At 35.3% G+C, this 22,461-nt stretch carries 25 protein-coding genes and 1 pseudogene; 21 read left to right on the top strand and 5 right to left on the bottom strand.

The genetic code is table 11. From position 1 onward, the window contains the following. The first annotated feature begins 11 nt into the window (after positions 1–11). The 15 genes from wmk (at position 12) to OPR21_RS04070 (ending at position 10,224) form a co-directional block, all read left to right on the top strand. Positions 12–920, top strand: coding sequence for a WO male-killing family protein Wmk (gene wmk / locus OPR21_RS04140; RefSeq protein WP_265030250.1), 909 nt, complete (start codon positions 12–14; stop codon positions 918–920). Positions 921–945: 25 nt separating this feature from the next. Next, entirely contained in the window at positions 946–1,110 is a 165-nt protein-coding gene (locus OPR21_RS04135) for a helix-turn-helix domain-containing protein (RefSeq protein ID WP_265030249.1), read from the top strand. 204 nt (positions 1,111–1,314) lie between these two features. Then, a complete protein-coding gene (locus OPR21_RS04130; protein WP_264377456.1) occupies positions 1,315–2,259 on the top strand; it encodes an IS110 family RNA-guided transposase in 945 nt (314 codons plus the stop codon). Between the two features lie 218 nt (positions 2,260–2,477). Further along, positions 2,478–3,161 carry a glycoside hydrolase family 25 protein gene (locus OPR21_RS04125; RefSeq protein WP_265030248.1) on the top strand — a complete coding sequence of 228 codons (684 nt, stop codon included), beginning with the start codon at positions 2,478–2,480 and terminating at the stop codon, positions 3,159–3,161. After that, positions 3,158–4,576 (top strand): phage portal protein, encoded by a 1,419-nt coding sequence (locus OPR21_RS04120; protein WP_264735626.1) that lies wholly within the window; start codon positions 3,158–3,160, stop codon positions 4,574–4,576. Before OPR21_RS04125 ends, OPR21_RS04120 begins: the two co-directional genes overlap by 4 nt. Beyond that, positions 4,573–5,619, top strand: a complete 1,047-nt coding sequence (locus OPR21_RS04115) for a S49 family peptidase (RefSeq protein WP_265030247.1) — start codon at positions 4,573–4,575, stop codon at positions 5,617–5,619. The genes OPR21_RS04120 and OPR21_RS04115 overlap by 4 nt, the downstream gene beginning before the upstream one ends. A gap of 77 nt (positions 5,620–5,696) precedes the next feature. Further along, complete coding sequence (locus OPR21_RS04110) at positions 5,697–6,065, top strand: head decoration protein (protein ID WP_077188124.1); 369 nt, start codon at positions 5,697–5,699, stop codon at positions 6,063–6,065. A 25-nt stretch (positions 6,066–6,090) separates the two neighbouring features. Beyond that, entirely contained in the window at positions 6,091–7,095 is a 1,005-nt protein-coding gene (locus tag OPR21_RS04105) for a major capsid protein (RefSeq protein ID WP_265030246.1), read from the top strand. Beyond that, entirely contained in the window at positions 7,095–7,406 is a 312-nt protein-coding gene (locus OPR21_RS04100) for a head-tail joining protein (protein ID WP_265030245.1), read from the top strand. Before OPR21_RS04105 ends, OPR21_RS04100 begins: the two co-directional genes overlap by 1 nt. 19 nt (positions 7,407–7,425) lie before the next feature. Next, entirely contained in the window at positions 7,426–7,911 is a 486-nt protein-coding gene (locus tag OPR21_RS04095) for a phage tail protein (RefSeq protein WP_406829261.1), read from the top strand. After that, positions 7,908–8,381, top strand: a complete 474-nt coding sequence (locus OPR21_RS04090) for a hypothetical protein (protein WP_138265010.1) — start codon at positions 7,908–7,910, stop codon at positions 8,379–8,381. The genes OPR21_RS04095 and OPR21_RS04090 overlap by 4 nt, the downstream gene beginning before the upstream one ends. Next, entirely contained in the window at positions 8,368–8,832 is a 465-nt protein-coding gene (locus OPR21_RS04085) for a phage baseplate assembly protein V (RefSeq protein ID WP_038251007.1), read from the top strand. Before OPR21_RS04090 ends, OPR21_RS04085 begins: the two co-directional genes overlap by 14 nt. Next, positions 8,829–9,083: a PAAR domain-containing protein gene (locus OPR21_RS04080; RefSeq protein ID WP_012481797.1), complete on the top strand. Its 255-nt coding sequence runs from the start codon at positions 8,829–8,831 to the stop codon at positions 9,081–9,083. Before OPR21_RS04085 ends, OPR21_RS04080 begins: the two co-directional genes overlap by 4 nt. A gap of 2 nt (positions 9,084–9,085) precedes the next feature. After that, a complete protein-coding gene (locus OPR21_RS04075) occupies positions 9,086–9,421 on the top strand; it encodes a GPW/gp25 family protein (protein WP_265030244.1) in 336 nt (111 codons plus the stop codon). Positions 9,422–9,423: 2 nt separating this feature from the next. Further along, on the top strand, positions 9,424–10,224 hold the full coding sequence (locus OPR21_RS04070) for a baseplate assembly protein (RefSeq protein WP_265030243.1): 801 nt from the start codon (positions 9,424–9,426) through the stop codon (positions 10,222–10,224). Here the strand turns inward: OPR21_RS04070 and OPR21_RS08580 are convergent. After that, positions 10,205–10,429: an HU family DNA-binding protein gene (locus tag OPR21_RS08580; protein ID WP_406829256.1), complete on the bottom strand. Its 225-nt coding sequence runs from the start codon at positions 10,427–10,429 to the stop codon at positions 10,205–10,207. The genes OPR21_RS04070 and OPR21_RS08580 overlap by 20 nt on opposite strands. A 90-nt stretch (positions 10,430–10,519) precedes the next feature. On the opposite strand from OPR21_RS08580, the gene OPR21_RS04065 reads away from it, so the two are divergent. From OPR21_RS04065 to OPR21_RS04045, 5 genes and pseudogenes are all read left to right on the top strand, one after another. Then, positions 10,520–11,686 (top strand): phage tail protein, encoded by a 1,167-nt coding sequence (locus OPR21_RS04065; RefSeq protein ID WP_265030242.1) that lies wholly within the window; start codon positions 10,520–10,522, stop codon positions 11,684–11,686. A gap of 167 nt (positions 11,687–11,853) precedes the next feature. Continuing rightward, a complete protein-coding gene (locus tag OPR21_RS04060) occupies positions 11,854–12,588 on the top strand; it encodes an ankyrin repeat domain-containing protein (RefSeq protein WP_265030241.1) in 735 nt (244 codons plus the stop codon). A gap of 38 nt (positions 12,589–12,626) precedes the next feature. After that, a pseudogene (locus OPR21_RS04055) lies at positions 12,627–13,085 on the top strand (ankyrin repeat domain-containing protein); the annotation flags it as partial. 110 nt (positions 13,086–13,195) lie between these two features. Continuing rightward, positions 13,196–13,471, top strand: a complete 276-nt coding sequence (locus tag OPR21_RS04050) for a hypothetical protein (protein WP_252153916.1) — start codon at positions 13,196–13,198, stop codon at positions 13,469–13,471. Further along, positions 13,380–15,029, top strand: a complete 1,650-nt coding sequence (locus OPR21_RS04045) for a recombinase family protein (protein ID WP_265030240.1) — start codon at positions 13,380–13,382, stop codon at positions 15,027–15,029. The genes OPR21_RS04050 and OPR21_RS04045 overlap by 92 nt, the downstream gene beginning before the upstream one ends. 45 nt (positions 15,030–15,074) lie before the next feature. On the opposite strand, the gene mutS is transcribed toward OPR21_RS04045, so the two are convergent. The 3 genes from mutS to OPR21_RS04030 form a co-directional block, all read right to left on the bottom strand. Further along, positions 15,075–17,585 carry a DNA mismatch repair protein MutS gene (gene mutS, locus OPR21_RS04040; RefSeq protein WP_265030300.1) on the bottom strand — a complete coding sequence of 837 codons (2,511 nt, stop codon included), beginning with the start codon at positions 17,583–17,585 and terminating at the stop codon, positions 15,075–15,077. A gap of 275 nt (positions 17,586–17,860) precedes the next feature. After that, positions 17,861–18,667, bottom strand: coding sequence for an ankyrin repeat domain-containing protein (locus OPR21_RS04035; protein ID WP_265030239.1), 807 nt, complete (start codon positions 18,665–18,667; stop codon positions 17,861–17,863). Positions 18,668–18,852: 185 nt separating this feature from the next. Next, positions 18,853–19,035, bottom strand: coding sequence for a hypothetical protein (locus OPR21_RS04030; protein ID WP_006279522.1), 183 nt, complete (start codon positions 19,033–19,035; stop codon positions 18,853–18,855). 397 nt (positions 19,036–19,432) lie between these two features. Between OPR21_RS04030 and OPR21_RS04025 the strand changes: the two genes are divergently transcribed. Then, on the top strand, positions 19,433–20,140 hold the full coding sequence (locus tag OPR21_RS04025; protein ID WP_010082284.1) for a TerC family protein: 708 nt from the start codon (positions 19,433–19,435) through the stop codon (positions 20,138–20,140). Between the two features lie 32 nt (positions 20,141–20,172). Here the strand turns inward: OPR21_RS04025 and guaA are convergent, their stop codons facing one another. Next, the gene (gene guaA / locus OPR21_RS04020) at positions 20,173–21,735 is read right to left on the bottom strand and encodes a glutamine-hydrolyzing GMP synthase (protein ID WP_265030238.1); all 1,563 of its coding nucleotides are present in this window, start codon (positions 21,733–21,735) and stop codon (positions 20,173–20,175) included. Positions 21,736–22,461 lie beyond the last annotated feature (726 nt).

Here is a 22,461-nt window from a genome sequence, read left to right as displayed (position 1 = left end):
ATATTATATGTATGGTTCTTTTTGTGGAAAAAAGTCTAGATTATAAAGTGGGAGAAAAATTAAAAAGTTGGAGGTTAGAGCGAGGGTATACTCAGAAAGATTTAGCTGAGAAAATTGGTGTAAAGTATTGGGTGATACTGCAATATGAGAAAGGGAATCGTAGAGTTCCAATTGAAAGGTTATATGCTATAGCTGAGGCACTATCAATCAGTATTACGGATCTAATTCCTATATCAAAAAGCTGTCTTGAAGATGAGGGAGAAGAAATATTAAATCTAGTAAGAGAATATAAAAAGATTAATGATCAGGAGCTACGTAAAATATTTTGTTTACTAACCAAATTTGTTCAAGTTAGTGAGAAAAGTAGTAAAAAAGCAGAGAAAATAAAGATTGCAAAAGGTTTGGTCAAAGCAGGAATTTCTGTTGACGTTGTTTCGAAAACAATTGGTCTCTCTGCTGATGAATGTGTTGAAGAAAAAACAGGTTCTATCTACTACAAAATAGGAAAGAAGATAAAAGAATGGAGGCTAGTGAGAGAGTATACTCAAAAAGATTTAGCAGAGAAAATGAATACAACCCGTCACGAAATAAGCAACTATGAACAAGGAAGGACTTCTGTTCCACTTGATAAATTATATGGAATAGCAAAGGTATTATCAATTAACATCATGGACCTACTTGAACTCACAGGAGATGAGATAGAAAATGAGCTACCTGATTTGATTAAAGAATACAAAGAAATTGAGAGCCAAGAACTACGTAATGCATTAAGAGAGTCTCTGTTTGAAGGTATAAGGATTTGTGAAAAAAAAGTGAGAAAAGCGGAAAGGATCAAAGTTGCAAGAGATCTAGTAAAAGGAGGACTTTCTATTGATATTATTTTGCAAATAGTTGGTTTATCTGCTGATCAAATTGGATGAAAATTTATTTCTAAATAAGGTATATATGTTTGTTTCTGTAAGAGATGTTAGTCCTATAAGTTACAAAATAGGGCAAAAAATGGAAAATAGCAGGTTAATGCGAGGGCATACTCAAATAGAATTAGCAAGTAAAATAGGTTTAACATACCAAGAAGTGAACAGCTATGAAAATTGTAAGTTAAAAATGTGATATAAAAGAGATAAGAGGGAAAGATAACCCTACTCACTATAGGAATAGGGCTATCACGGGCGTGTGCGACCGAATGAAAATTGGTATTACAACCGTAGCCATCAAGGTACACTAGCCCTATCCCTCGATACGTTTGAATAGTTGTGTGGGACATATATGTGCACCCGTTTACAATCTTAAATTAATTAAACTATCGAGGTTATTATGATTGCATCTTATCAAAATTTTATTGGCATTGATATTGGAAAATTCAAAAATGTTGCTGCAGTGTACAACCAAAAAAACACTATCAAGTTCAATAATAATGATGCTGGTTGGCAACAATTGTTTCAAGAATTTTCAAATATTCTACCTAATTCTTTTGTAACTTTAGAAAATACAGGAAAATATGAGCTTGGTTTAGCACGTTCTCTTGTTGATATGAATGTTGCTGTGCATCGAGCTAATACTCGTAAAGTAAAAAGTTTTATCATATCACATGGAACTTTAGCAAAAACTGATCAATCAGATGCAAAAGCCCTTGCTCAATATGGTTTTGAACGCTATAGTGCTCTATCTCTATTTGTGCCTATGTCAAAAGAACAAACTGCCTTAGTTGCACTCTGTCAACGTCGTGATGACATTACGCAAATGAGAACTCAAGAGAAATGTAGGCTTGCAGCACCTGAAAACGACTATATAAAGGAAAGTTGCCAAAAAACAATAGACTTTTTTACCAATCAGATAAATGAGTTCAACGATGCCATACAAAGAATTATTGATAAAAATCCAGAGTTACAAAAGCGTCAAAAGATCCTGAGAACAGTGCCAGGAATAGGTCTCAAGCTATCTCAAGTTTTTGTGTGTCTAATGCCAGAACTTGGCTACCTAAACAAAAAAGAAGTTGCAAGTCTTGCTGGGGTTGCTCCACATCCAAAAGAAAGCGGTAAAACTATTGGTTACCGAAGGATAACAGGTGGTAGAAGCAATGTTCGTGCAAAGCTTTTTACAGCTGCTATGGCCGCTGCAAGATCTAAATCTGCACTTGGTGCTTTTTACTCTAATCTTATTGGTAGAGGTAAAAAGAAGATGGTAGCTATAACAGCTCTAATGCGAAAAATCATAGTAATTGCCAATGCAAGACTTAAAGAAGCAATTAATATGAAATAAAAAAATCTGCATAGAAAATAGGTTAACGGATATGTGCGTCTACACACATTTAAAGCACATATTCGTTAACCATAAAATCTAAGCAGTGGTTGCTGTTTGATATAAATTTCTTTCTGTATAAACTGGGATCTTTGTTGCCAAAATACATTTTTCAATTGAATAAAAATGCAAAATTATGAACAAATGAGACTAAACTCAAAAAATTTTAAAAAACATAGTTGATTGTAAAAGAGGAATATTCTGAATTTTTAGAGCAATTAAAAACTTTTATAAAACTATGGGAGAATAGAGAGAGTCCGGTAAATGGAATAATAGATTTGTCACATTGGCAAGAAAATGTGAATTTTAAGCTAGACAAAGAGAATGGTATAGTTGGAGTAATTCACAAGGCAACACAAGGGCTAAAATATGTGGATTCAAAGTATGCGAAAAGAAGAAAGAAAGCTGAAGAAGAAGGATTACTCTGGGGAGCATATCATTTTGGCACAGAAGGAAACGGCAAGAATCAAGCTGATCATTTTCTAAAAACGGTAGGCGAAAGCAAAAATACCATACTTGCGCTGGATATTGAAGAAAACAAAAGTGGCAAAAATATTGCAGTTAAGCAAGCTGAGGAATTTGTAAAGAGAGTTGAAGAAGTAACAGGAAGATTACCCCTAATTTATGGCAGTAGCTATTTTCTTAAGGATTTTGCCACACCAACTTTGACAAAATGTCCATTATGGATAGCAAGCTGGAGAAAAGAGCTCACATTACCAAAAGGCTGGAATGATTGGATTTTATGGCAATATACTGACGGTAAAACAAATCCAGAGCCACATGAAGTAGAAGGAATCGGAAAATGTGACAGAAATAAATTTAACGGAACTTTGAAAGAATTAAGAGAATTTTGGTTAGTATGATGCTGAAAAATTTCAAACAACTATTTAGTAAGCCAAAAATCAAAAGTTCTGCTTGGGATGCGTCAGGCTCAGGAAGAAGAGTGATGTATTGGCAAGGAGAAACAGGAAGCATAAATAATTTACTTTCTCAGAGCCTTGGGCACTTACGTAGCCGCTCTCGGGATATGGTAAGAAAAAATCCATATGCAGCAAATATCATTGATACAATAGTAAGTAACTCTATTGGAACAGGAATAAAACCACAATCAAAAGCAAGAGATGGAGAATTTAGAAAGAAAGTGCAAGAATTATGGCTAAAATGGACAGATGAAGCAGATAGCTGTGGAATAAGTGATTTTTATGGATTACAAGCTCTAGTATGCAGAAGTATGATAGAGGGAGGAGAATGTTTTGTACGTTTAAGAACGAGAAAGCTGGAAGATAGATTTTCTGTGCCATTACAACTGCAAGTACTTGAGTCTGAACATTTAGATAATAAAACAAATCAAACTTTAGGAAATGGTAATGTAATAAGAAACGGGATTGAGTTTAACAAGCTTGGGCAAAGAGAAGCATATTACCTATTTAAAGAACACCCTGGTGAAGGCTCGTTTGGTGAATCAGTGAGAGTGCCAGCAAATGATGTTTTACATATTTATAGACCATTAAGACCTGGGCAAATCAGAGGGGAGCCTTGGCTTTCTAATATACTGCTGAAGCTTTATGAGCTTGATCAATATGATGATGCAGAGCTGGTGAGAAAGAAAACTGCAGCAATGTTTGCTGGATTTATTACGAGACTCGATCCAGAAGCAAATATCATGGGAGAAGGTGAAGCAAGTGAGCAAGGAGTAGCACTATCTGGCCTGGAACCTGGAACAATGCAGCTTTTAGACCCAGGAGAGGACATAAAATTTTCAGAACCATCAGACGTAGGAGGAAGTTATGAAGCATTCATGAGACAGCAACTGAGGGCAATAGCAATAGGTACAGGAATAACATATGAGCAGCTAACAGGAGATTTAACAGGTGTTAATTATTCATCCATTCGAGCAGGGCTGATAGAGTTTCGCAGAAGGTGTGCAATGTTACAGCATAACGTGATAGTGTTCCAGTTTTGTAGACCTATTTGGAATAGATGGCTAGAATTAGCAGTGCTTTGTGGAGAACTGAGTATAGATGAAAAAGTAGTAAAAGCAGCGAAAGAAGAAGTAAAATGGATACCACAGGGATTTGATTGGGTGGATCCACTGAAAGATCAGCAAGCACAACAAATGGCAGTAAGAAATGGATTTAAGAGTCGATCGGAAGTAGTATCAGAAATGGGTTACGATGTTGAAGAAATTGACCAAGAAATAGCAGAAGATCAAAGACGTGCAAGCGAACTGGGCTTAAGTTTTGATTCTGAGGTTACTGCAAATCAAGAGGTGATATGAAACAACAATGGCTAAACAGATGTGTAATGGTAGAACCAAGGAGTTTTGAGTTACTGTCACTACAAACAGGAAAGCAGCCTATCTTTAAAAATATAAAACATGCAGTAAGAAATAGTGAAAGAGGAATAATACCGATACATGGCATTTTAACTAAAAAACCTGGTGCATTTGATGAAATGCTCGGAATGACATCATATGAGCAAATAGAAGAACAAATTACACAAGCATTAGCAGATAGTAGCATAGAGACAATTATACTGGAAATAGATAGCCCCGGAGGAGAGGTAAACGGTATATTTGACCTAGCTGACTTTATTTATGAATCAAGAGGAAAAAAGAGGATAATAGCGATAGCAAATGATGATGCATATTCTGCTGCGTACGCTATAGCCTCTAGCGCTGAAAAGGTATTTGTGAGCAGAACCTCAGGAGTAGGAAGCATAGGGGTAATTGCAAGTCATATAGATCAAAGTGGATTTAATGAAAAATGTGGAATAAAATATACCACAGTATTTGCAGGAAGTAGAAAAAATGATTTAAATCCACATGAGCCAATGACGTCTGAAAGTCTGGAAAGCTTACAAAAAGAAGTAGACCGACTATATGAAATGTTTGTGCAGCTAATAGCGAGGAACAGAGGTCTTTCAATTGAAAAGATTCGATCAACGGAGGCAGGGCTATATTTTGGCGAGAGAGCAATAGAAATAGGTCTTGCAGATGGAATTACAATTCTTTCATCTATTAATAAAAACAGGAGTATTACTATGAATGAACAAACTACAACTGACCTAGAAACTGATAATTTAACTAAGTATCGTACTGAAGTTCTTGAATTAATACGTTTATGTAACTTATCACGAATGCCAGAGAAAATAGAAGAATTTATAGAGCAAGGCGTAAGTATTGAGCAAGCCAGGGAAGTTTTAATGGAATTACTTGCAGAGAGAACGAAAAAGACAGAGATACTGAGTGCAATACCGCAGAATTCAGGAGAAGAGTTGATGATGGAGGTAGCAAGGACTAGAGCGCAATCAAGTATTTAAGTTTTTTTATAACCGCCGCGTACAACAATTACAAACATGGCGGTAAAACTAAAGGGGAAAATAAATGAGGAAATTTTATGAGTTGTATAATCGAACAAAATAATCTAGGTGACTTATTAAAGTATGAGGCATCAAGTCTATATTCAAGAGACCAAATAACGGTAGCCAAGGGACAAAATCTTAAACTTGGTACAGTTGTTGGTAGTGATAAGGATAACATGATTAAGATAATAAATCCAACTGCAACAGATGGTACACAAACAGCAATAGGTGCGATAGTAAGTGATGTAAATGCGACAGAAAATGCCAAAGCAGTAATCATTACACGTATAGCAATGCTAGCAGATCATGCAATTGTGTGGCCAACAGGTATCACTGAAGAGCAAAAAGCTGCAGCAATAAAGCAACTTGAAGGACGAGGGATCATTGTCCGCAAGGGAGTGTAACTTAAATTAATAAGGGGAAAAAAGAATGCAAAATCCATTTACGAATACAGCATTTAGCATGACGGCACTAACAAATGCGATGAATATATTGCCGATAAATTATGGACGTGTTGAAAATTTAAATTTGTTTCCAAGTAGGTCAGTAAGATTTAGACATATTACGATAGAAGAACACAACGGAGTGTTAAGTTTACTACCAACGCAAGTACCCGGAGCACCAGCAACAGTAGGAAAAAGAGGAAAAAGAAAGGTAAGAACATTTACGATTCCGCACATTCCGCATGATGATGTAGTGCTGCCAGAAGAAGTACAAGGAATAAGGGCATTTGGATCAGAGAGTGAACTTAAAGCGCTTGCAGATGTAATAACTGATCATTTGCAGCTAATGAGAAACAAACATGCAATAACATTAGAGCATTTGCGAATGGGAGCGCTAAAAGGAATAATTTTAGATGCTGATGGGTCAGAATTATTAAATCTGTACAACGAATTTGAAATAACACCAAAAGTAGTAAATTTTGCCCTGGGAACAGCAACAACTGATGTAAAACGTAAGTGTCTGGAAGTATTGCGGCATATTGAAGACAACTTAAGTGGTGAATATATGACCGGGATTCATGCACTGGTAAGCCCTGAGTTTTTTGATGCACTCACTTCTCATGCTAAAGTAAAAGAAGCATATGAAAGATGGCAAGAAGGAGCAGCGCTAAGGAATGATATGAGGTCAGGATTTACGTTCTGTGGAATCACATTTGAGGAATATAGAGGGCAAGCAACTGATCCTGAAGGAACCGTGAGAAGATTTATAGAAAGAGATACAGGTCACTGTTTTCCACTAGGAACAGCAAGTACATTTACAACATATTTTGCACCAGCAGACTTTAATGAGACAGTAAATACTCTTGGACAGCCACTCTATGCAAAACAAGAGCCAAGAAGATTTGATAGAGGAACTGATTTACATACGCAGTCGAATCCATTGCCAATGTGCCATCGTCCGGGAGTTTTGGTAAAAATTAGTTCTAGTTGATGAATATAGGAAAATTATTGGAAGATTGTTTTGAGCATTTAGGAGTGAAAGCCACATATTGTAATAAAAATAAGGAGGGCATTCGTAGAATAAAAGTGCTAATTAAACGTCCTGAGACTACGTACTCTCTAGGTGCAGATGGAGCATTAACTCAGCAAATTGCTTCTATAGAAATACGTGATCAGGACGTTACTTCCTTTAGCATAGGTGATTATATCAAGATTGAAAAAAGGTTCTACAAGATTTTTGAACCACCGTTAAAAGATTCTTCGAGTGAAATATGGAAAATTGAGGCAATAGAAAGTGTTTGATATTAAAATTAGTAACAATATTAATGAAATAGTCTACAATATTGACGAAAAAGAGCAGAAAGTAAAACTGGCAGCTATAAAAGCACTAAATAGAACAGCACTATGGTTAAAAGCGCAAGCAGCTAAGGAAATCAGTGAGGAAAAGAAGATAAAATTAAGTTTGATAAGAAAGAGATTAAGAATTTTTAAAGCAAAAACAAGCAGATTAGAAGTGTTAATTAGAGGAAATCTCTACGACATTAGAGCATCGACAATTGGCAAAATACAAAAAACAAGAAGAGGATCGAAAGTAGGAAAGCATGAGTTTATAGGAGGATTTGCAGCAGTTATGCCAAAAGGAAATAGCGGTATGTTTAAACGTGAAGGAAGAGCAGCATTGCCAATAAAGGAAGTTAAATTGTCACTCGAACCTGAGGCTTCAAGGATAATAGGGAATCTTGTTAATTATGAGGTTGAGGAAGTGTTTGAAAAGTTCTTTGAACGTGATATTACAAGAAATATATGAATTTTAAAGATTTGCATAACGCAATCTGCACTACGCTGAAGAAAGAAATACCAGCAATTCAAACTTGTGAAATTTATCCATCGATAAGGAAAGAATTATTAGCGCCAGCGTTATTTGTAGAGCTTGTGAGTTTAGAATCGGGAAAAGATCCAGGAACAGAAGAATTAGCACTGAAAGCAAGATTTGAAGCACGAATTGTGATTGATAGCACAATAGAAAATGCAGCTATTATTGTCAGAACATTAGCTGCTGAGGTGGCAAAAGTTGTAAACAAAAATACATGGAATATAAAAAATGTTTCACCAGGAGAATTTATCTCTGCAGAAATTGACGGATTTAGACCCGAATTAGATGCATATTTGGTGTGGATGGTTGATTGGAGTCATCAGCTTCATTTAGGTAAATCGATATGGACAGAAAATAAGATTAAGCCACATACGATTATAATAGAAGAAAATGTTAGAGAGTAATTTTGCTATTTCAGAGCTGCAAAGAAAGTTAGCAAACATTGTACGAATAGGAGTTGTAAAAGAAGTAGATTATGAGAAAGCAAAAGTAAGAGTGAAGATAGGAGAACTTTTAACAGATTTTCTTCCATGGATAACTTCTAGAGCAGGAGAGGAAAGAAGCTGGCTACCACCAAGCATAAATGAACAGGTAGTAATATTGTCACCATTGGGAGAGTTATCATTAGGAGTAGTACTTCCTGGAATATATCAACAAAAGTACTCTGCACCAGAAAATAAAAAAGAGGTGAGTAGCTTAACATTTCAAGATGGAACAAAGTTGTCATACGATAAAGATAAACATCATTTAGAGATTGAAGTAGTAGACAAAATAACACTGAAAGTTGGGGGATCAAGTATAGAAATGACAAAAAGTGGAATAAAACTGAAAGCAGAAAGGATCGACTTAAATTGAACAAAGGAATAGTGAGGTTAGGAGACTACTGTGGAGAAGCTATACCACATTTCTGCATTAGTGGGAGTAACAATGTTTTTGTAAACGGTAAGTCAATATGTAGACAAGGAGAAAGTTTTAGTGAAGGAAAAGTAATGATTCAAGGATCAAAAACAGTGTTTGCAAATGGTCTTAGTGTAGGAAGAGTAGGAGATATAGTTTCATGTGGTTTTAAAGTAATAAAAGGCAGTGAAAGCGTTTTTGCAAAATAGAAATGAAGGGTATGGATGCTAAAACAGGAAAAGCGTTAGAAGGAATAGAGCACTTAAAGCAATCGATAATTGATATACTGACCACTCCAGTAAACAGTAGAATAATGAGGAGAGATTATGGGTCAAGATTATTTGAATTGGTGGATAAGCCAATAAATAGAGATTTAACACTTGAGATATATGCAGCAACAGGAGAAGCTTTGGAAAAATGGGAAAAGAGATTTAAGTTAGAAAAAGTAAAAGTTGAAGGAGTAAAAGAAGGGAGAGTAACATTGAATTTAGAAGGTGTCTATCTTTCAGAAGGCAAGTTCATAAATATTAGTGGAGTAGTTGTTTAGAAATGCAAACATCTAATATTATTGAAAAACTAAGATATGAGGAAATATTTTCGAGAATGAAGGAAGAGTTAGTAAAGCGAGATGCAAGTTTTACAGGATTGGTAGAAAGTGATCCAGCAATGAAGGTATTAGAAGTAGCAGCATGGCGAGAACTTTTGCTTAGAGAAAGAATAAATGAAGCAGTAAAGAGTAACTTACTGAAATTTGCGACAGGAGAAGATCTTGATAATTTGGCTGAGTTTTATGGAGTGGAAAGACAAAAAGAAGAAGAGGATGAAAGATTTAGAAAGAGGGTAAAAGCAAAAATAGCAGGTTGGTCAACAGGAGGAAGTAAGGAATATTATAAATATCATGCACTGTCAGAAGATAGTAGAGTAAAAGATGCACTAGTAGAATCACCTATACCAGGAAAAGTACAAATTTCAATCTTATCAACACAATTATCCACAACTGGCATAGTGTTAGAAGAGCTACTTGAAATTGTAAGAAAGCAAGTTACTAGAGATGATATAAGGGTTTTAACCGATACAGTAACAGTAATTGGTTGCAATATTACGGAAATAGATATTCACAGCAGAATGAGCATAAGTCCTCTGATATCGAAGGAGGAAATCAAGAAGCAATTTATTAAGAAGTTTGAATTAGCAAAAAGATTAGGGTGGAGTGTAACAAGATCGTGGATAATAGCGAATCTATTTGTAGATGGTGTAGAAAATGTGGAATTAATCGAGCCAAGAGAGGATGTTATGGTGCTAGGTAATGAGTGTGCAGTGCTTGGCTACGTCAAGTTAGATAGGATTTAAAACGTATTTTTTTGTTTTGTGGAATCGTAAAAGTTTCATCAGTGAGGGGATTGCGTGCAATAAGTGGTTTAAGGTTTACTGGATAAAAATGACCAATGTTAGGGAGACGAAAGTATTGATTCTCTTCCAGGAGTTGTAACTTGTTTTTTAAAGTATCGATAATATGGTCAAATATTATGGAAAGTGTTTTCGATATTAAGAACATCTTTATTTTTGATCAGTTCTGCAATGATCTCTTGCTTACTCATAAGCTACCTAAATAAAGGAAATTAAACCAACTTGAAAGAAAAGACAAATGAAAAATTTATTACCACCAAACGTAACAAAGCAAGAGCGAGCACTGGTTGATGCAATCGATTACAAAGTTGATCCAAGTTGCATCAGGGGATTTAAATTTAGTCTTAAAGATGAAATACTGCCGTGGATAATAGAAGAATATGGTTTAGAAGAGATATTGCGCTGGGTAAAAGATAAAAGAAAAGCCGTAGTAGAAGGAGTAAAATTTCAAAGACTGAGAGGAACTCCAGCATCACTAAAAATAGCACTAAAATGGACAAATATAGAAGATATTACAATTATCGAAGAACCACCTGGCAAGCACTTCTTTGAGCTGCAGATAGGTATAAAAGATGTTCCAAATGACTTTTTTGTAGATGCAGTAGTAGAATTTGCAAAGCTGTCATTGCCAGCAAGATCGCGGCTAATGAGGATGTTTAATGATTACTACAACGTTGATAGGTTTATTTTAGATGAAAGTTTTTTTGGAAATTTGTTATCGGATTACTCAGGTATAAAGGTTGAAAAAGATGGACCAGTACTGTCATTTGGTAGAAAGAACACATTTGAGCTAAAAGTCTTGAATTCAAGTTTCAAGTTTAGTACTTTTCGTGTTCATTATGAGCAAGCATTTAGTAATGACATATATCGCTTAGATGTAGCAGTACTTGGAGAAACAGAGCCTCACACAAGAGATTACAAAGGCATTTATGAAAGAAGTCATCAGTGGTATAACTTCAAAGCCCTGTATCCTCTAACTCAAAGCTTATTACCATCGATTAAATTTGCTAAAGCGCAGATAGTATTATCGGACAGTTGGAGATTAGGAGAAATAAATGCATGCTTTCCGGTTGGTAGCACAGAAGAAGAAGGAAATAAATTTCTATTGGGAAGCGATAAACTTTCAGGGCAATATTGGAATCTAAAACACAAGCCAATTTTAGAAAGATTCAGCATTATCCATCGTTACAAAGTAGAAAATTATACAGATCAGAAGGTCAGAAAATATGTTTTAGCAGAACACAACGTTTACTATAAAAATGATTTGGATTCAGAGCAAAAAGACTCAACACACGAATTAGAAAATTACATTTTAGTATTTTATCCAGGAGTACTGAAGTGGCACGAACATCGACATTTGCACAGAAGTTGGAAAAATAGTCAAGTGATATGTGTAATAAGTTAAATACTTATATTTAGATCCTCATATATTATATTAATAATAGGTTAAAATATATGAAATAAAAAGAAAAAGACTTGCTTTCTCATGCTAAAAAAGACATGACTTGAATAGCAGCAGGTAAATATAAGAAATTTGTCTGGCGCTAGAAAAGCTAATTTTGTGAGGTAAGTATGAAGTTTAGCAAAGAAAAGAGAGAATCTTTTAGTAAGTTTTTTAAAGAAGTATCAAGTAACGGGTTTAAAAACATTAATAAAAGAAATGAAGAAGGAGAGACGATATTACACCAAGCAGTAGAAATCTCCAATTACAAAACAGTGAGGTTATTAATAAAAAAAGGAGCGGAGATCAGTGCAAGAGATAAAAATGGTTATACGCCACTACACTGTGCAGTATTTGCAAAAAGCTTAGAAAATGTAAAAGCGCTGCTAAGGTCGGGAGCAGAAGTAAATGCTACTCAATATGTCAGTGGATGTACGCCACTGCACTCTGCATGCAAGATAGCAGCGAAAGCTGAAATAATAAAAGAGCTAGTAAAAGCAGGAGCTGTAGTTAATCAGCTGAATAAGTACGGTTCAACACCAATGTATTACATATGGGAAAGTGAAAAGTATTGTTTATGGAATAGTGGAGAGAATGAAAAGGCAAGTAAATTTCTGAGAGAACAAGGTGGAGTAACAAAAAGTAGAGAACTGACGTGCTATGGAATAGAGAGGCTAGTAGGAGAAATAGCAGACATGTTGAATGGGAGCTATATGCCGGAGGTAAAAATAATAGAGATAGGAGAAATAAGGAAGAGAGACAAATCGCTAATAAAGAAAGAATGTCAAAATTTAGCAAGCAAGATAATCAGCCAAGTGAATGAGATGATAGATGAGGCAGAAAATGTAGTAGGAAAGAAGGCTTAAAAAAGGGACTTAATTTTAAAGAAAGGTGGGGGTAAATTATGGTAAAGCTCGGTAAAAAAGAGGAGTCACTATTAGAGGACTCATTTAAAAATATTTATGAAAGAGACGAAAAAGGAAGAACAGTTTTGCATTATGCAGTAGAGGTAAAAACAGTGGAGTTATTAGTCGAAAAAGGAGTAGATGTAAATGCCAAAGATGTAGGAGGATATACAGCACTGCACCTAGCGGTAACGGAGAAACGTCTAGAAATCGTGAGGGAATTGATAAAATCAGGAGCAGACGTAAATGCTGAGGAATATGGAAATAAATGCATACCTCTACACCTTGCGTGCATGGTAGGTGAAAAAGAAATAGTGGAGGAGCTGGTAAAAGCTGGAGGAGAAATAGAGCAAGCGGATAAATTTGGAATGACAGCGATGGATTATGCAAAAAATAGTAAAGAGATAACTGAGTTATTAAAGGAAGAAATAGACAGAATTGAAGAATTATTTAAAAAAATGAGAACCGTATCGGAAAGCACAACTGCAGTTGGCAAAGGAAGGGCTAGACCAAATTTGAAGGCTGTAGCTGATAAAAGTTGGTCTTTTTCATAAGAGTAAATGGATTGATGGAAAAAAGGAGTGGTAAGGCTCCTTGCACTACAAAAACATTTGCAGGAGAAACTATGAGAAAAAGAACATTAACTTGCCGATACGAGCCAGATGAATTAGCGGAACAACATCTAGCAGAAGCCTATGAGCTGTTACTTAGGTATGCGGTAAAAAGAAAAAATGAAAAGGAGATAAAGAAAAATGACAACAGTGGCCTTATATGCAAGAGTTTCATCGAAGAGTCAAGCGCAGAACAATACAATAGAGAGTCAAATTGCCGAGCTCAAGCATAGAATTGCTGCAGATAAGCATGAGTTATTGAATGAGTATGAATTTAAGGATGATGGGCTTAGTGGGTGGAGTTTAGAACGTGAAGGTTTAGATGCATTACGTGATAAAGTAGGAGAAGATCAAATTGATAAAATTTATATTCATTCACCTGACCGATTATCAAGAAAATCTGCACATCAAATGATATTGCTTGATGAATTTGAAAAAGCAGGAGTAGAAGTAATCTTCTTAAATCATAAGACTGAAAATAATCCAGAGTCCAAATTGTTATTGGGAATGCAAGGATTAGTGGCAGAATATGAGTGTACAAAGATTATGGAACGTAGTCGTAGGGGAAAACTCCATAGAGCAAAAAAAGGCTGTGTAAGTGTAATTGGCATTGCACCTTTTGGTTATAATCGTATAAAGCATGTAGATAGAGAAAAGACAAAGTTTGAAATAAATGAAGAGGAAGCAAAAATAGTAAAGCAGATATTCATGTGGGTAGGGCAAGAGAGAATAAGTATAAGGGAAGTGATACGTAGACTAAGAGATAAGTCAATTAGAACAAGAACTGGAAAGAAGGTGTGGTGTCCAATAATAATTTGGAAGGTATTAAGAAATCCAGCATATAAAGGACAAGCAGCGTTTGGTAAATTAAAGAGGGTTGAAAGAAGAGAAAGAAATAAACAAAAGGTTTCTATCTGTCGCACAGATGAGGACAGCTGGATTTATATACCAGTACCAAAAATAATTGATGAAGGGTTATTTAATAAAGTACAAAAGCAACTGGATGAAAATAGAAAAAGAGCAAGGATGCAGAGAGAGGGAGGAAAAAAGAAATATCTATTACAAGGTCTAGTTGTGTGTCAAAACTGTGGATATGCGTATAGTGGTGCACAATGTGGAGTTGAGGGAAAAAAGTTTAGCTATTATCGCTGTAGTAGTACTATACGTATTACTGATGGTAGGGAGAAGTGTACTAATAAATTGGTCCGTACAGATATGTTAGAAACAGCTATATGGGAAAAAGTGAAAAATTTACTAAAAAACCCAGAGATAATAAAAAATGAGTATCACCGTAGAATTGCAGAAAATAAAAATGATGAATCATTAGATAAGAAGTTTGCAAGAAGGGAAAATCAAATAAAACAAGGCATCGAAAAGTTAATGGAAGACTATTATAGTCAAGAAAATGTAGGAGATAAAGGATATATAAGTGAGGAAGAATTTAAACAGACGATGAAAAGAATGAGGGAACGCTTAAGAGGGATAGAAGAAGAGAAGAAAAAGGTAGTTGATCAAAAAGCAATAGAGAAGGGAATGAACCTTATCATCAACAGTATAAAGAGTCTTTATACTAGTATAAAATCGAACTTGGAACAGCTAGATTGGCAAACTAAGCGTGGTATCATTAAAGCATTAGTAGAACGAATTCAGATTAGTCATGACCAGGTAGAGGTGGCATTTAGAATCGAAGAACCAGCCCAGGATGGAGAGATTTTTAATTTGCAACATTGTACTGGACGTCATGATAAGGGCGCTGGCGAAGGGTGTCAAGTAAGTTTTTCGTTTCTATAGCTACTACCACGATTGTATAGGTAATTCTTCACTTATAATAATGATTCAAGCCTTCAGCTCCTCAAATACCTCACTTGCTCTATTTAAAACAGAATCAGGAAAACCAGCAAGTTTTGCTACATGTATTCCATATGACTCATCTGCAATGCCTTCAATTACTTCATGTAGAAAGATAACCTCTCCGTTCCACTCTCTTATTTTTACACAAAAACATTTCACGTTCTTCAAGTATTTGCTTACTTTAGTTAATTCATGATAATGAGTTGCAAAAATGGCGCGGCACTTATTTACATTGTGAATATGTTCAATCACCGCCTGTGCAATAGATAATCCATCATACACCCCTGTGCCCCTACCAATTTCATCAAGTATCACCAAGGAACGGTCCGTTGCCTGATTTACTATCGTTGCTGTTTCGATCATCTCTACCATGAAGGTAGAATAACCAGCTGTTATATTATCCGTTGCGCCAACCCTGCTGAATATCTTGTCAATCACTCCAATATGTGCACTCTCTGCTGGCACAAATGACCCCATGTGAGCTAAAATTGCAATGAGAGCGTTTTGCCTCAAGAAAGTGCTTTTTCCAGCCATATTAGGACCAGTAATTAGATGTATACCAGCTAAATTGATGCTATTTGCAATGAATTTATCGTTAACTTCAACCACTGGATGTCTTCCGCTACAGATATTGAACTCTTTGCTGTCATCAATAATGGGTTTTACGTAATTATTTTGCACTGCAAGCTCTGCAAATGCGGTTCTAATATCAAGTTTTGCCAAAGCATTTGCAGCAAGAGCAATTTTTTCAGACTCTTTAGCAACTTCACTACACAGTTCACTAAAAATTTTCATTTCTAAGCCGATTGCAGCATCACGTGCCGTAAGAATTTTATTTTCTAGTTCTTTCAATTCATTAGTAGTGTAGCGCATGCTATTTGCTAAGCTTTGTCTATGAATAAATATATCCGAAGTTATTTTGTGATTTGCCGACACTTCAACGTAATAACCGAGTATGTTGTTATGTAATATTTTAAGTGCGGCAATACCAGTTAGGTCGCGATAAGATTCACGGAGTTTGGTTATTAGTTTATTACTATTATTTAATATGTAGGATAACTCAGATAATTCTGAGTTGTATTTTGAGTGAATAAATCCTCCTTCTTTCACGGAACTGAGGTTATTATCAAGTATAGCACTATTTAACAGTTCAAATAGGTCTTTATGATTGCCAAGGCTTTTATGTATTGTGCTTAGTTCACTTTCGTCACTACTTATCACCTGAGTAGTAGACACTGGTTCCTTTTCTCTGGTCAAGCACTGGAATGACATCTGAGAGTTAATTTCTGATTTTTCACTTAAACAATAATTATGCAAGGTAGACAGAAACTCAGACAACTCTAAAGTTTTTCCTAGGCCTATTTTTAATAGGTTCATATCCTTTGGTGAACCACGCCCTAGTATTAAGCGCGATAAAGACCTTTCAATATCCGGAATGTTAGATAATATCTCTCGTATTTTTCTGCGTGGCTCATGATTATTTACAAAAAATTGAGCGGTGCTGAGCCTCAAATTGATTGCCTTGGAGCAAGCAAGGGGTGAAGCGAGCATTTGTTTGAGCAGGCGTCCACCAGAAGCTGTAACTGTATGATCAATAACTGAAATTAGTGAACCTTTCTTTTCACCAAATTGAGTTGAAAACAACTCAAGATTTCTCCTTGCTGAAGCATCAATAAGCATGAAATTTTGTTGCTTATAGGTTTTTGGGAATTCAAGCCTTGGAATGGAGCCCCTTTGTGTTACTCTGACATATTCAAGCAGTGCACCGCACGCCATGATCTCTACTTTGCTGAAATTTCCTATACTCCCAAGTTCCCTGATTTTATAAAACTCGCATAACGTTCTGTGAGATTTACTATACTCAAAAAAACTCTGGGCGTGTTGTGTAATTGATATTTTATAGTTTTTTAAAATCGATCTAATTTTTTCGTCCTCAGTGAGTTTTTCAGAAATTAATAATTCTCTTGGTGATATACGCAACAAATCACTATCTAGAGCTTTCAAACTCGTTAAAGTGTGAAAAAATTTTCCCGTCGATAATTCAAGCCAACTAATAGCATATTCGTCATTTTGTTCAACTATGGACGCGAGATAATTATTGCTTTTATCCTCCAGTAGTGAATCTTCTATAATTGTACCTGGAGTTACAACTCGCACTACATCACGTTTTACTATGGATTTATAGCCCCTCTTTTTTGCTTCATCAGCAGTTTCTAATTGGTCACAGATTGCTACTTTGAATCCTAAATCTATTAGCTTGTGTAGGTAAGATTCACTACTGTGTGCTGGCACTCCACACATTGGTATTTCTTGCCCACACGAATTACCTCTCTTAGTGAGCACTATATTCAGCAATTTCGCAGCTTTAATAGCATCATCGAAAAACAATTCATAAAAATCTCCTAGCCTATAAAATAGCAGATGATCTTTGTATTGAGCTTTCAGGTTCAAATACTGCTCCATCACAGGGGTGTTTTTTTCTTTTACGAAGCTCATAATATTTTTTAATATATTGTATTGATAAACGTTATTATAGATTATATTGCACATGTGAATAACATAAATTTTAAATAGGTGTATAGAGGGGAAAATTTAAAACAATTAAATTTCTTGGATCCAAGTAGTCAGGACACTTGGATGACATAAAGAGTAGGAGTATTTGATGACAAAAAAACAAAAAACGCAGTTGTCATTCCAGCGCGTGACGCTGGAATCCAGAATATCCTAATTACAAGGTTTATTATTTAGTTTGAAAAATACTATAGCTTTTTCTATGTAAGTTGTTGCCCTTCTTTATCATTTTTACCATTTGCAGCACCAACAGATATTTCAGAGCTAACAGTGCTAATAGTTTTTTCTATCGCTTTAGCCTGTTCATAGTCTTGACTCAAAAAATACATGGCCAGCCCAACAGCTATACTAGCAACAAGAACAGATGCTATCATTACACCTAGTATCATACCACCAGAAAGACTTACTGCAACATACACACCAGCTCCAAGTACAACACCAAGAAAACCACCAATCATTATGCCAGGCACTAAACTGCCTATCATAGCGCTTTCTTTTTTCGTATGAGCTTGTTTTTTCATACTTTTAATAAGCACTTCTTTTGTTTTTCCTTGAGCTAAATCTGAAGGAATTTTATTATCCGCGTTTTGTATCAAAGGATTTGCACTATATGTAACAAGAAGGGTGGTTATTTCTTCAGTTTTATTACCTATAACTGCATGATGTAGTAATGTATTTCCCTCTTCATCTTTAAAGTTTATATGAGTACGAAATTCTTCATCTAGATTTCTTATTGGGTTGTTTTTTGCATATATCCCAGATTGTATTGCTCTATCTAAGCATTGTATCACTTGTTCTAGTGATTGCTCGCCAGGATTTTGTATAAAATGAAGCAGAATTTCGTGTACTATCGCTTCCTTTGTAGTTTTTGGGCATCGTAAAGCGTAATTAAATGTCTGTGTAGTAATAACTTCTTCTTTTCTTTTTTTAAGAACAACCCTTAAATCTTCAATCGCCTTTTCACCATCTTTTATTCCAAGAATTATTGAATCCAAATTATTTATCATGCTATCCTCCTTGGTTTGATTGCATTACTCATTAATAAATAATATAATAAATCCTGCTAAAAGTCAAGCAATTAATTAATAAGTTAATATAATCCTCCAAAAGGAGCTCCTTACTTTTTGTTCAGCATGTCCATTGGATCAGACTCTTTAAGCTTGCTGTTTGCTGAATTTATTCATCACAATAGCTACAATGTGCTATCGAAGTTCTCTGTAATCTTAGTTGGTTCTTCTAGAATATTCAAAATATCAGTTGCACAATAAACCCGATCTCTCTTTCCTTGAGAAGTTTGTGAAACGATGCCTAAATCTTCAAGCTTTACGATTGCTCTTTGGGCTGTTGTAAATACGACACCTAAGTTTTCAACCACTTTCCTTATAGTAAAGTAAGGGTTTAAAGACTATTAACTAAATCATTGTCCCATTCAAATTTTGGTGGCAAGGGGCTTGGTATAAATGCCTGATAACCAGCGAATACTTTGCCTGATGGTGATCCTTTAATATACATTCATTCAACCGAGCACACTATTTTTATAGTATATATTATTTTCAAATAAAGTCAAAAATGAAAATAAGGCTTTATCTTATTTGCGTGCATGAAAATAAGAAACTCTCTTATTATTGATTTTGCTCAAAAACGAAAATAGAAGAAGCTGCTGAACTTTATATATCCTGTTTTTCTGGAGAACTGCTATAAAACTTCTGAGTGAAGTCACTTAATTTTTACACATCTATTGTAGAGTAAGAAGAACCGAATTTGAAACAAAAATGCTAACTGATGCTTGGACTTTACTGACACTTACACTACTTGAAACTATACTTAGTGTAGACAATTTAATCTTTATTTCTCTAGCAATAGATAAGGTACCAAATGCGCTGAGAGAAAGAGTGCGCCTTATGGGCCTTGGATTAGCACTATTAATGCGTTTTGTAATACTATTTTTTACATCATCTATATTATCAATGCAAAAACCTATATTTCACACTGCATCAGCAAGGGATTTACTTATGATCGCAGGGGGATTATTCCTTATTGTTAAGAGCTCTATGGAGTTACGGGATGACATCTTTGTATGTAAGAAAAATAAAAAGAAAGCAAACGTTAAATCAAAATTTTTTTTAGTTGTGCTACAAATTATATTAATAGATTTAGTTTTTTCGGTTGATTCGATATTAACTGCTATAGCACTAACTTATAACATGGTAATAATTGCTACAGCATTTACATTTTCCATGCTAGCAATGCTGTTTTTATCAAGTTATACCGCCCAGTTAATCAAATCTAACCCAGGGTTAAAAATAATCGCCATTTTATTTGTTTTACTTGTCGGTGTGTACCTCATACTTCATGGATTTCATATAGAATTACCAAAAGGATATTTGTATTCTTCATTTATGTTTGCACTGCTTGTGGAAATTATAAGCAAAATAAAGAAAATTAACCGTCATACCGCGATTCATTCGCGGTATCTCTAGATCCAGCTAACAAGCAGCGGGATCTTTTTGATTTACTCCCACTCAATAGTTGCGGGTGGTTTAGAAGTGATATCATAAACAACTCTATTTACTCCGGGAACATTATTAACAATTATACTGCCGACATTGCGTAAAAAATCCCAAAATACTAGCAAGTGTTGATCCTTATCTTCAAATGGAAATGCATCGGCTGTCATACCATCAGATGATGTTACAGCCCTTAAAGCACAAACATATCCATACGTACGACCATCTCCCATAACGCCTACAGTTTTTATTGGTAATAATACAGCAAAAGCTTGCCATATCTTATCATATAGATCGTAATTTTTCATCGTATTAATATATATTTCATCTACTTCTTGCAATATTTGCACCTTTTCTTTATCGACTTCACTTATAATCCTCACTGCAAGTCCGGGTCCAGGAAATGGATGTTGAAATATTATCTCGTCTGAAAGCCCAATTTCTTTTCCAAGTAGCCTTACCTCATCTTTAAAGAGGTAACGTAAAGGCTCCACTAACTTCAGATTCATCTTTTCTGGCAACCCACCAACATTATGGTGAGACTTAATTGTACTAGTGTTGTCTGAGGCATGCCCTGACTCAACTACATCAGAGTAGATGGTACCTTGCATCAAAAAATCCACATCACCTATTTTTTTTGCTTCTTCTTCAAACACTTCAATAAAAGTGTTACCGATAATTTTTCGCTTTTCTTCTGGATCAGTTATTCCCTTCAACCTACTCAAAAATAAATTTGATTTATCAACGTAATTTATCGGAATCTCTTTCAACATAGCGATGGTTTGGTTCTTGCGTAACAACCCAGTATCGATAAAAATACAGTTCAATTGTTTTCCTATAGCTTTATGTGTGAGAGCCGCTGCAACGCTTGAATCAACCCCACCACTTACTGCAGCGATTACTTTTTTCTCTCCTACTACATTTTTGATTTTTTCCTTTTGCTTCTCAATAAACGACTTCATTGTCCAGTCTCTTTTGCAATTTGCAATATCCAAGAAGTTAGAGAGCAATTTACTGCCATTTGTTGTGGGCTTAACCTCAGGATGGAACTGAGTACAGTAAATCTTCCGCTGTTCGTTGACAATCATTGCAATTGTTTGATTTATCACACCTGATGCGATAACAGTAAATCCCTGTGGTATAGTATCAACACTGTCCGCATGGTTCATTAATACATCCACTTCAGAATTAACATCCCAGGTATCCTTTACAATGGGGGATTCTTTTAGTATCTTGATTTTAGTTCTACCAAACTCCTGTTTGAAACTCTCTTTTATTTTTGCTCCAAAATAATGACAAATGAGTTGCTGTCCATAGCATATTCCAAGTATAGGAACGTTTGTTGCCTCATTAAGTTTTATAATTTCATGTACTACTCTACTTGTTTCAGAACAATCATCATTTACAGATTGTGGTCCTCCAGAGAGAATAAACCCATTGAATTTTGATATTGTTTCAAAACTGATGTTGCTTGGAAATATCTCACAATAAACACCCATTCCTCTTACTTGTCTTGCGATAAGCTGTGTAAACTGTGAACCAAAATCAATAATGGCAATTGCTGACAATTTGCTCCTCCATATTATTTAAAATGATATCTGATAATAAAGAAAATAATGGAGTAAGTAAACCAAGACCTGTTTAAAAGCTTTAACGCGTGGTACAAGTTAGCTATATAGCTAATTTTCCTACACCATACCGCTACGACGCTAACACGTAGCGGGACGACGAGCTTATCGTCATACCGCGATTCATTCGCGGTATCTCGGCAATAGATCCCGCTAACAAGTAGCGGGATGACGATTGTCGTTTAGCCATAAATGTTTAAGAAATTTACCAAATGAAAAAAAAGGCAAAAGAAGCCCCGTGGTTGGCTAATTACTTACATTATACTTTCAAGTATGGCGTTTTTTTATTCTAAACGCTTAATAACCGCGATTTAGCTGCTTTTAACTTGCAACTAACCTACACCGCAAGTGTTTAAGAAATTTACCAAGCAGGAAAAAAGGCAAAGAAACCCTAGGGTAGCTAGCATTCAAATTCTCCCTTGTCAATTTGACGTTTTTTGCTGTCTTAAACGCTTTGTAAGCTCGTTTCGGCTTATATAGGTAAAAACCTAAAAATTTTTAAAGACATGCGATGCACGTAGTGCGAAAAATTAAACATGAGACGCCAAATACCCTAAGTTTTTTGTCATTAACCTGCACAGATTGCGAAGATAAATAAATAACTTCAGTATCATGATAAGGGGGCTGGCGGAGTTTGTCAAGAAAGTTTTTTCGTTTCTATTCCCA

The organism is Wolbachia endosymbiont (group A) of Philonthus cognatus, assembly GCF_947251755.1.
GTDB lineage: Bacteria > Pseudomonadota > Alphaproteobacteria > Rickettsiales > Anaplasmataceae > Wolbachia > Wolbachia pipientis.
This window is presented reverse-complemented; position numbering and strand designations above follow the sequence as displayed.

What these genes read in the sequence shown, in the direction of transcription:
- wmk (WP_265030250.1), top strand. Translation starts at nt 12, where the DNA reads ATGGTTCTTTTTGTGGAAAAAAGTCTAGATTATAAAGTGGGAGAAAAA.
- OPR21_RS04135 (WP_265030249.1), top strand. Translation starts at nt 946, where the DNA reads ATGTTTGTTTCTGTAAGAGATGTTAGTCCTATAAGTTACAAAATAGGG.
- OPR21_RS04130 (WP_264377456.1), top strand. Translation starts at nt 1,315, where the DNA reads ATGATTGCATCTTATCAAAATTTTATTGGCATTGATATTGGAAAATTC.
- OPR21_RS04120 (WP_264735626.1), top strand. Translation starts at nt 3,158, where the DNA reads ATGATGCTGAAAAATTTCAAACAACTATTTAGTAAGCCAAAAATCAAA.
- OPR21_RS04115 (WP_265030247.1), top strand. Translation starts at nt 4,573, where the DNA reads ATGAAACAACAATGGCTAAACAGATGTGTAATGGTAGAACCAAGGAGT.
- OPR21_RS04110 (WP_077188124.1), top strand. Translation starts at nt 5,697, where the DNA reads ATGAGTTGTATAATCGAACAAAATAATCTAGGTGACTTATTAAAGTAT.
- OPR21_RS04105 (WP_265030246.1), top strand. Translation starts at nt 6,091, where the DNA reads ATGCAAAATCCATTTACGAATACAGCATTTAGCATGACGGCACTAACA.
- OPR21_RS04100 (WP_265030245.1), top strand. Translation starts at nt 7,095, where the DNA reads ATGAATATAGGAAAATTATTGGAAGATTGTTTTGAGCATTTAGGAGTG.
- OPR21_RS04090 (WP_138265010.1), top strand. Translation starts at nt 7,908, where the DNA reads ATGAATTTTAAAGATTTGCATAACGCAATCTGCACTACGCTGAAGAAA.
- OPR21_RS04085 (WP_038251007.1), top strand. Translation starts at nt 8,368, where the DNA reads ATGTTAGAGAGTAATTTTGCTATTTCAGAGCTGCAAAGAAAGTTAGCA.
- OPR21_RS04075 (WP_265030244.1), top strand. Translation starts at nt 9,086, where the DNA reads ATGAAGGGTATGGATGCTAAAACAGGAAAAGCGTTAGAAGGAATAGAG.
- OPR21_RS04070 (WP_265030243.1), top strand. Translation starts at nt 9,424, where the DNA reads ATGCAAACATCTAATATTATTGAAAAACTAAGATATGAGGAAATATTT.
- OPR21_RS08580 (WP_406829256.1), bottom strand. Translation starts at nt 10,429, where the DNA reads ATGTTCTTAATATCGAAAACACTTTCCATAATATTTGACCATATTATC.
- OPR21_RS04065 (WP_265030242.1), top strand. Translation starts at nt 10,520, where the DNA reads ATGAAAAATTTATTACCACCAAACGTAACAAAGCAAGAGCGAGCACTG.
- OPR21_RS04060 (WP_265030241.1), top strand. Translation starts at nt 11,854, where the DNA reads ATGAAGTTTAGCAAAGAAAAGAGAGAATCTTTTAGTAAGTTTTTTAAA.
- OPR21_RS04050 (WP_252153916.1), top strand. Translation starts at nt 13,196, where the DNA reads ATGGAAAAAAGGAGTGGTAAGGCTCCTTGCACTACAAAAACATTTGCA.
- OPR21_RS04045 (WP_265030240.1), top strand. Translation starts at nt 13,380, where the DNA reads ATGACAACAGTGGCCTTATATGCAAGAGTTTCATCGAAGAGTCAAGCG.
- mutS (WP_265030300.1), bottom strand. Translation starts at nt 17,585, where the DNA reads ATGAGCTTCGTAAAAGAAAAAAACACCCCTGTGATGGAGCAGTATTTG.
- OPR21_RS04035 (WP_265030239.1), bottom strand. Translation starts at nt 18,667, where the DNA reads ATGATAAATAATTTGGATTCAATAATTCTTGGAATAAAAGATGGTGAA.
- OPR21_RS04025 (WP_010082284.1), top strand. Translation starts at nt 19,433, where the DNA reads ATGCTAACTGATGCTTGGACTTTACTGACACTTACACTACTTGAAACT.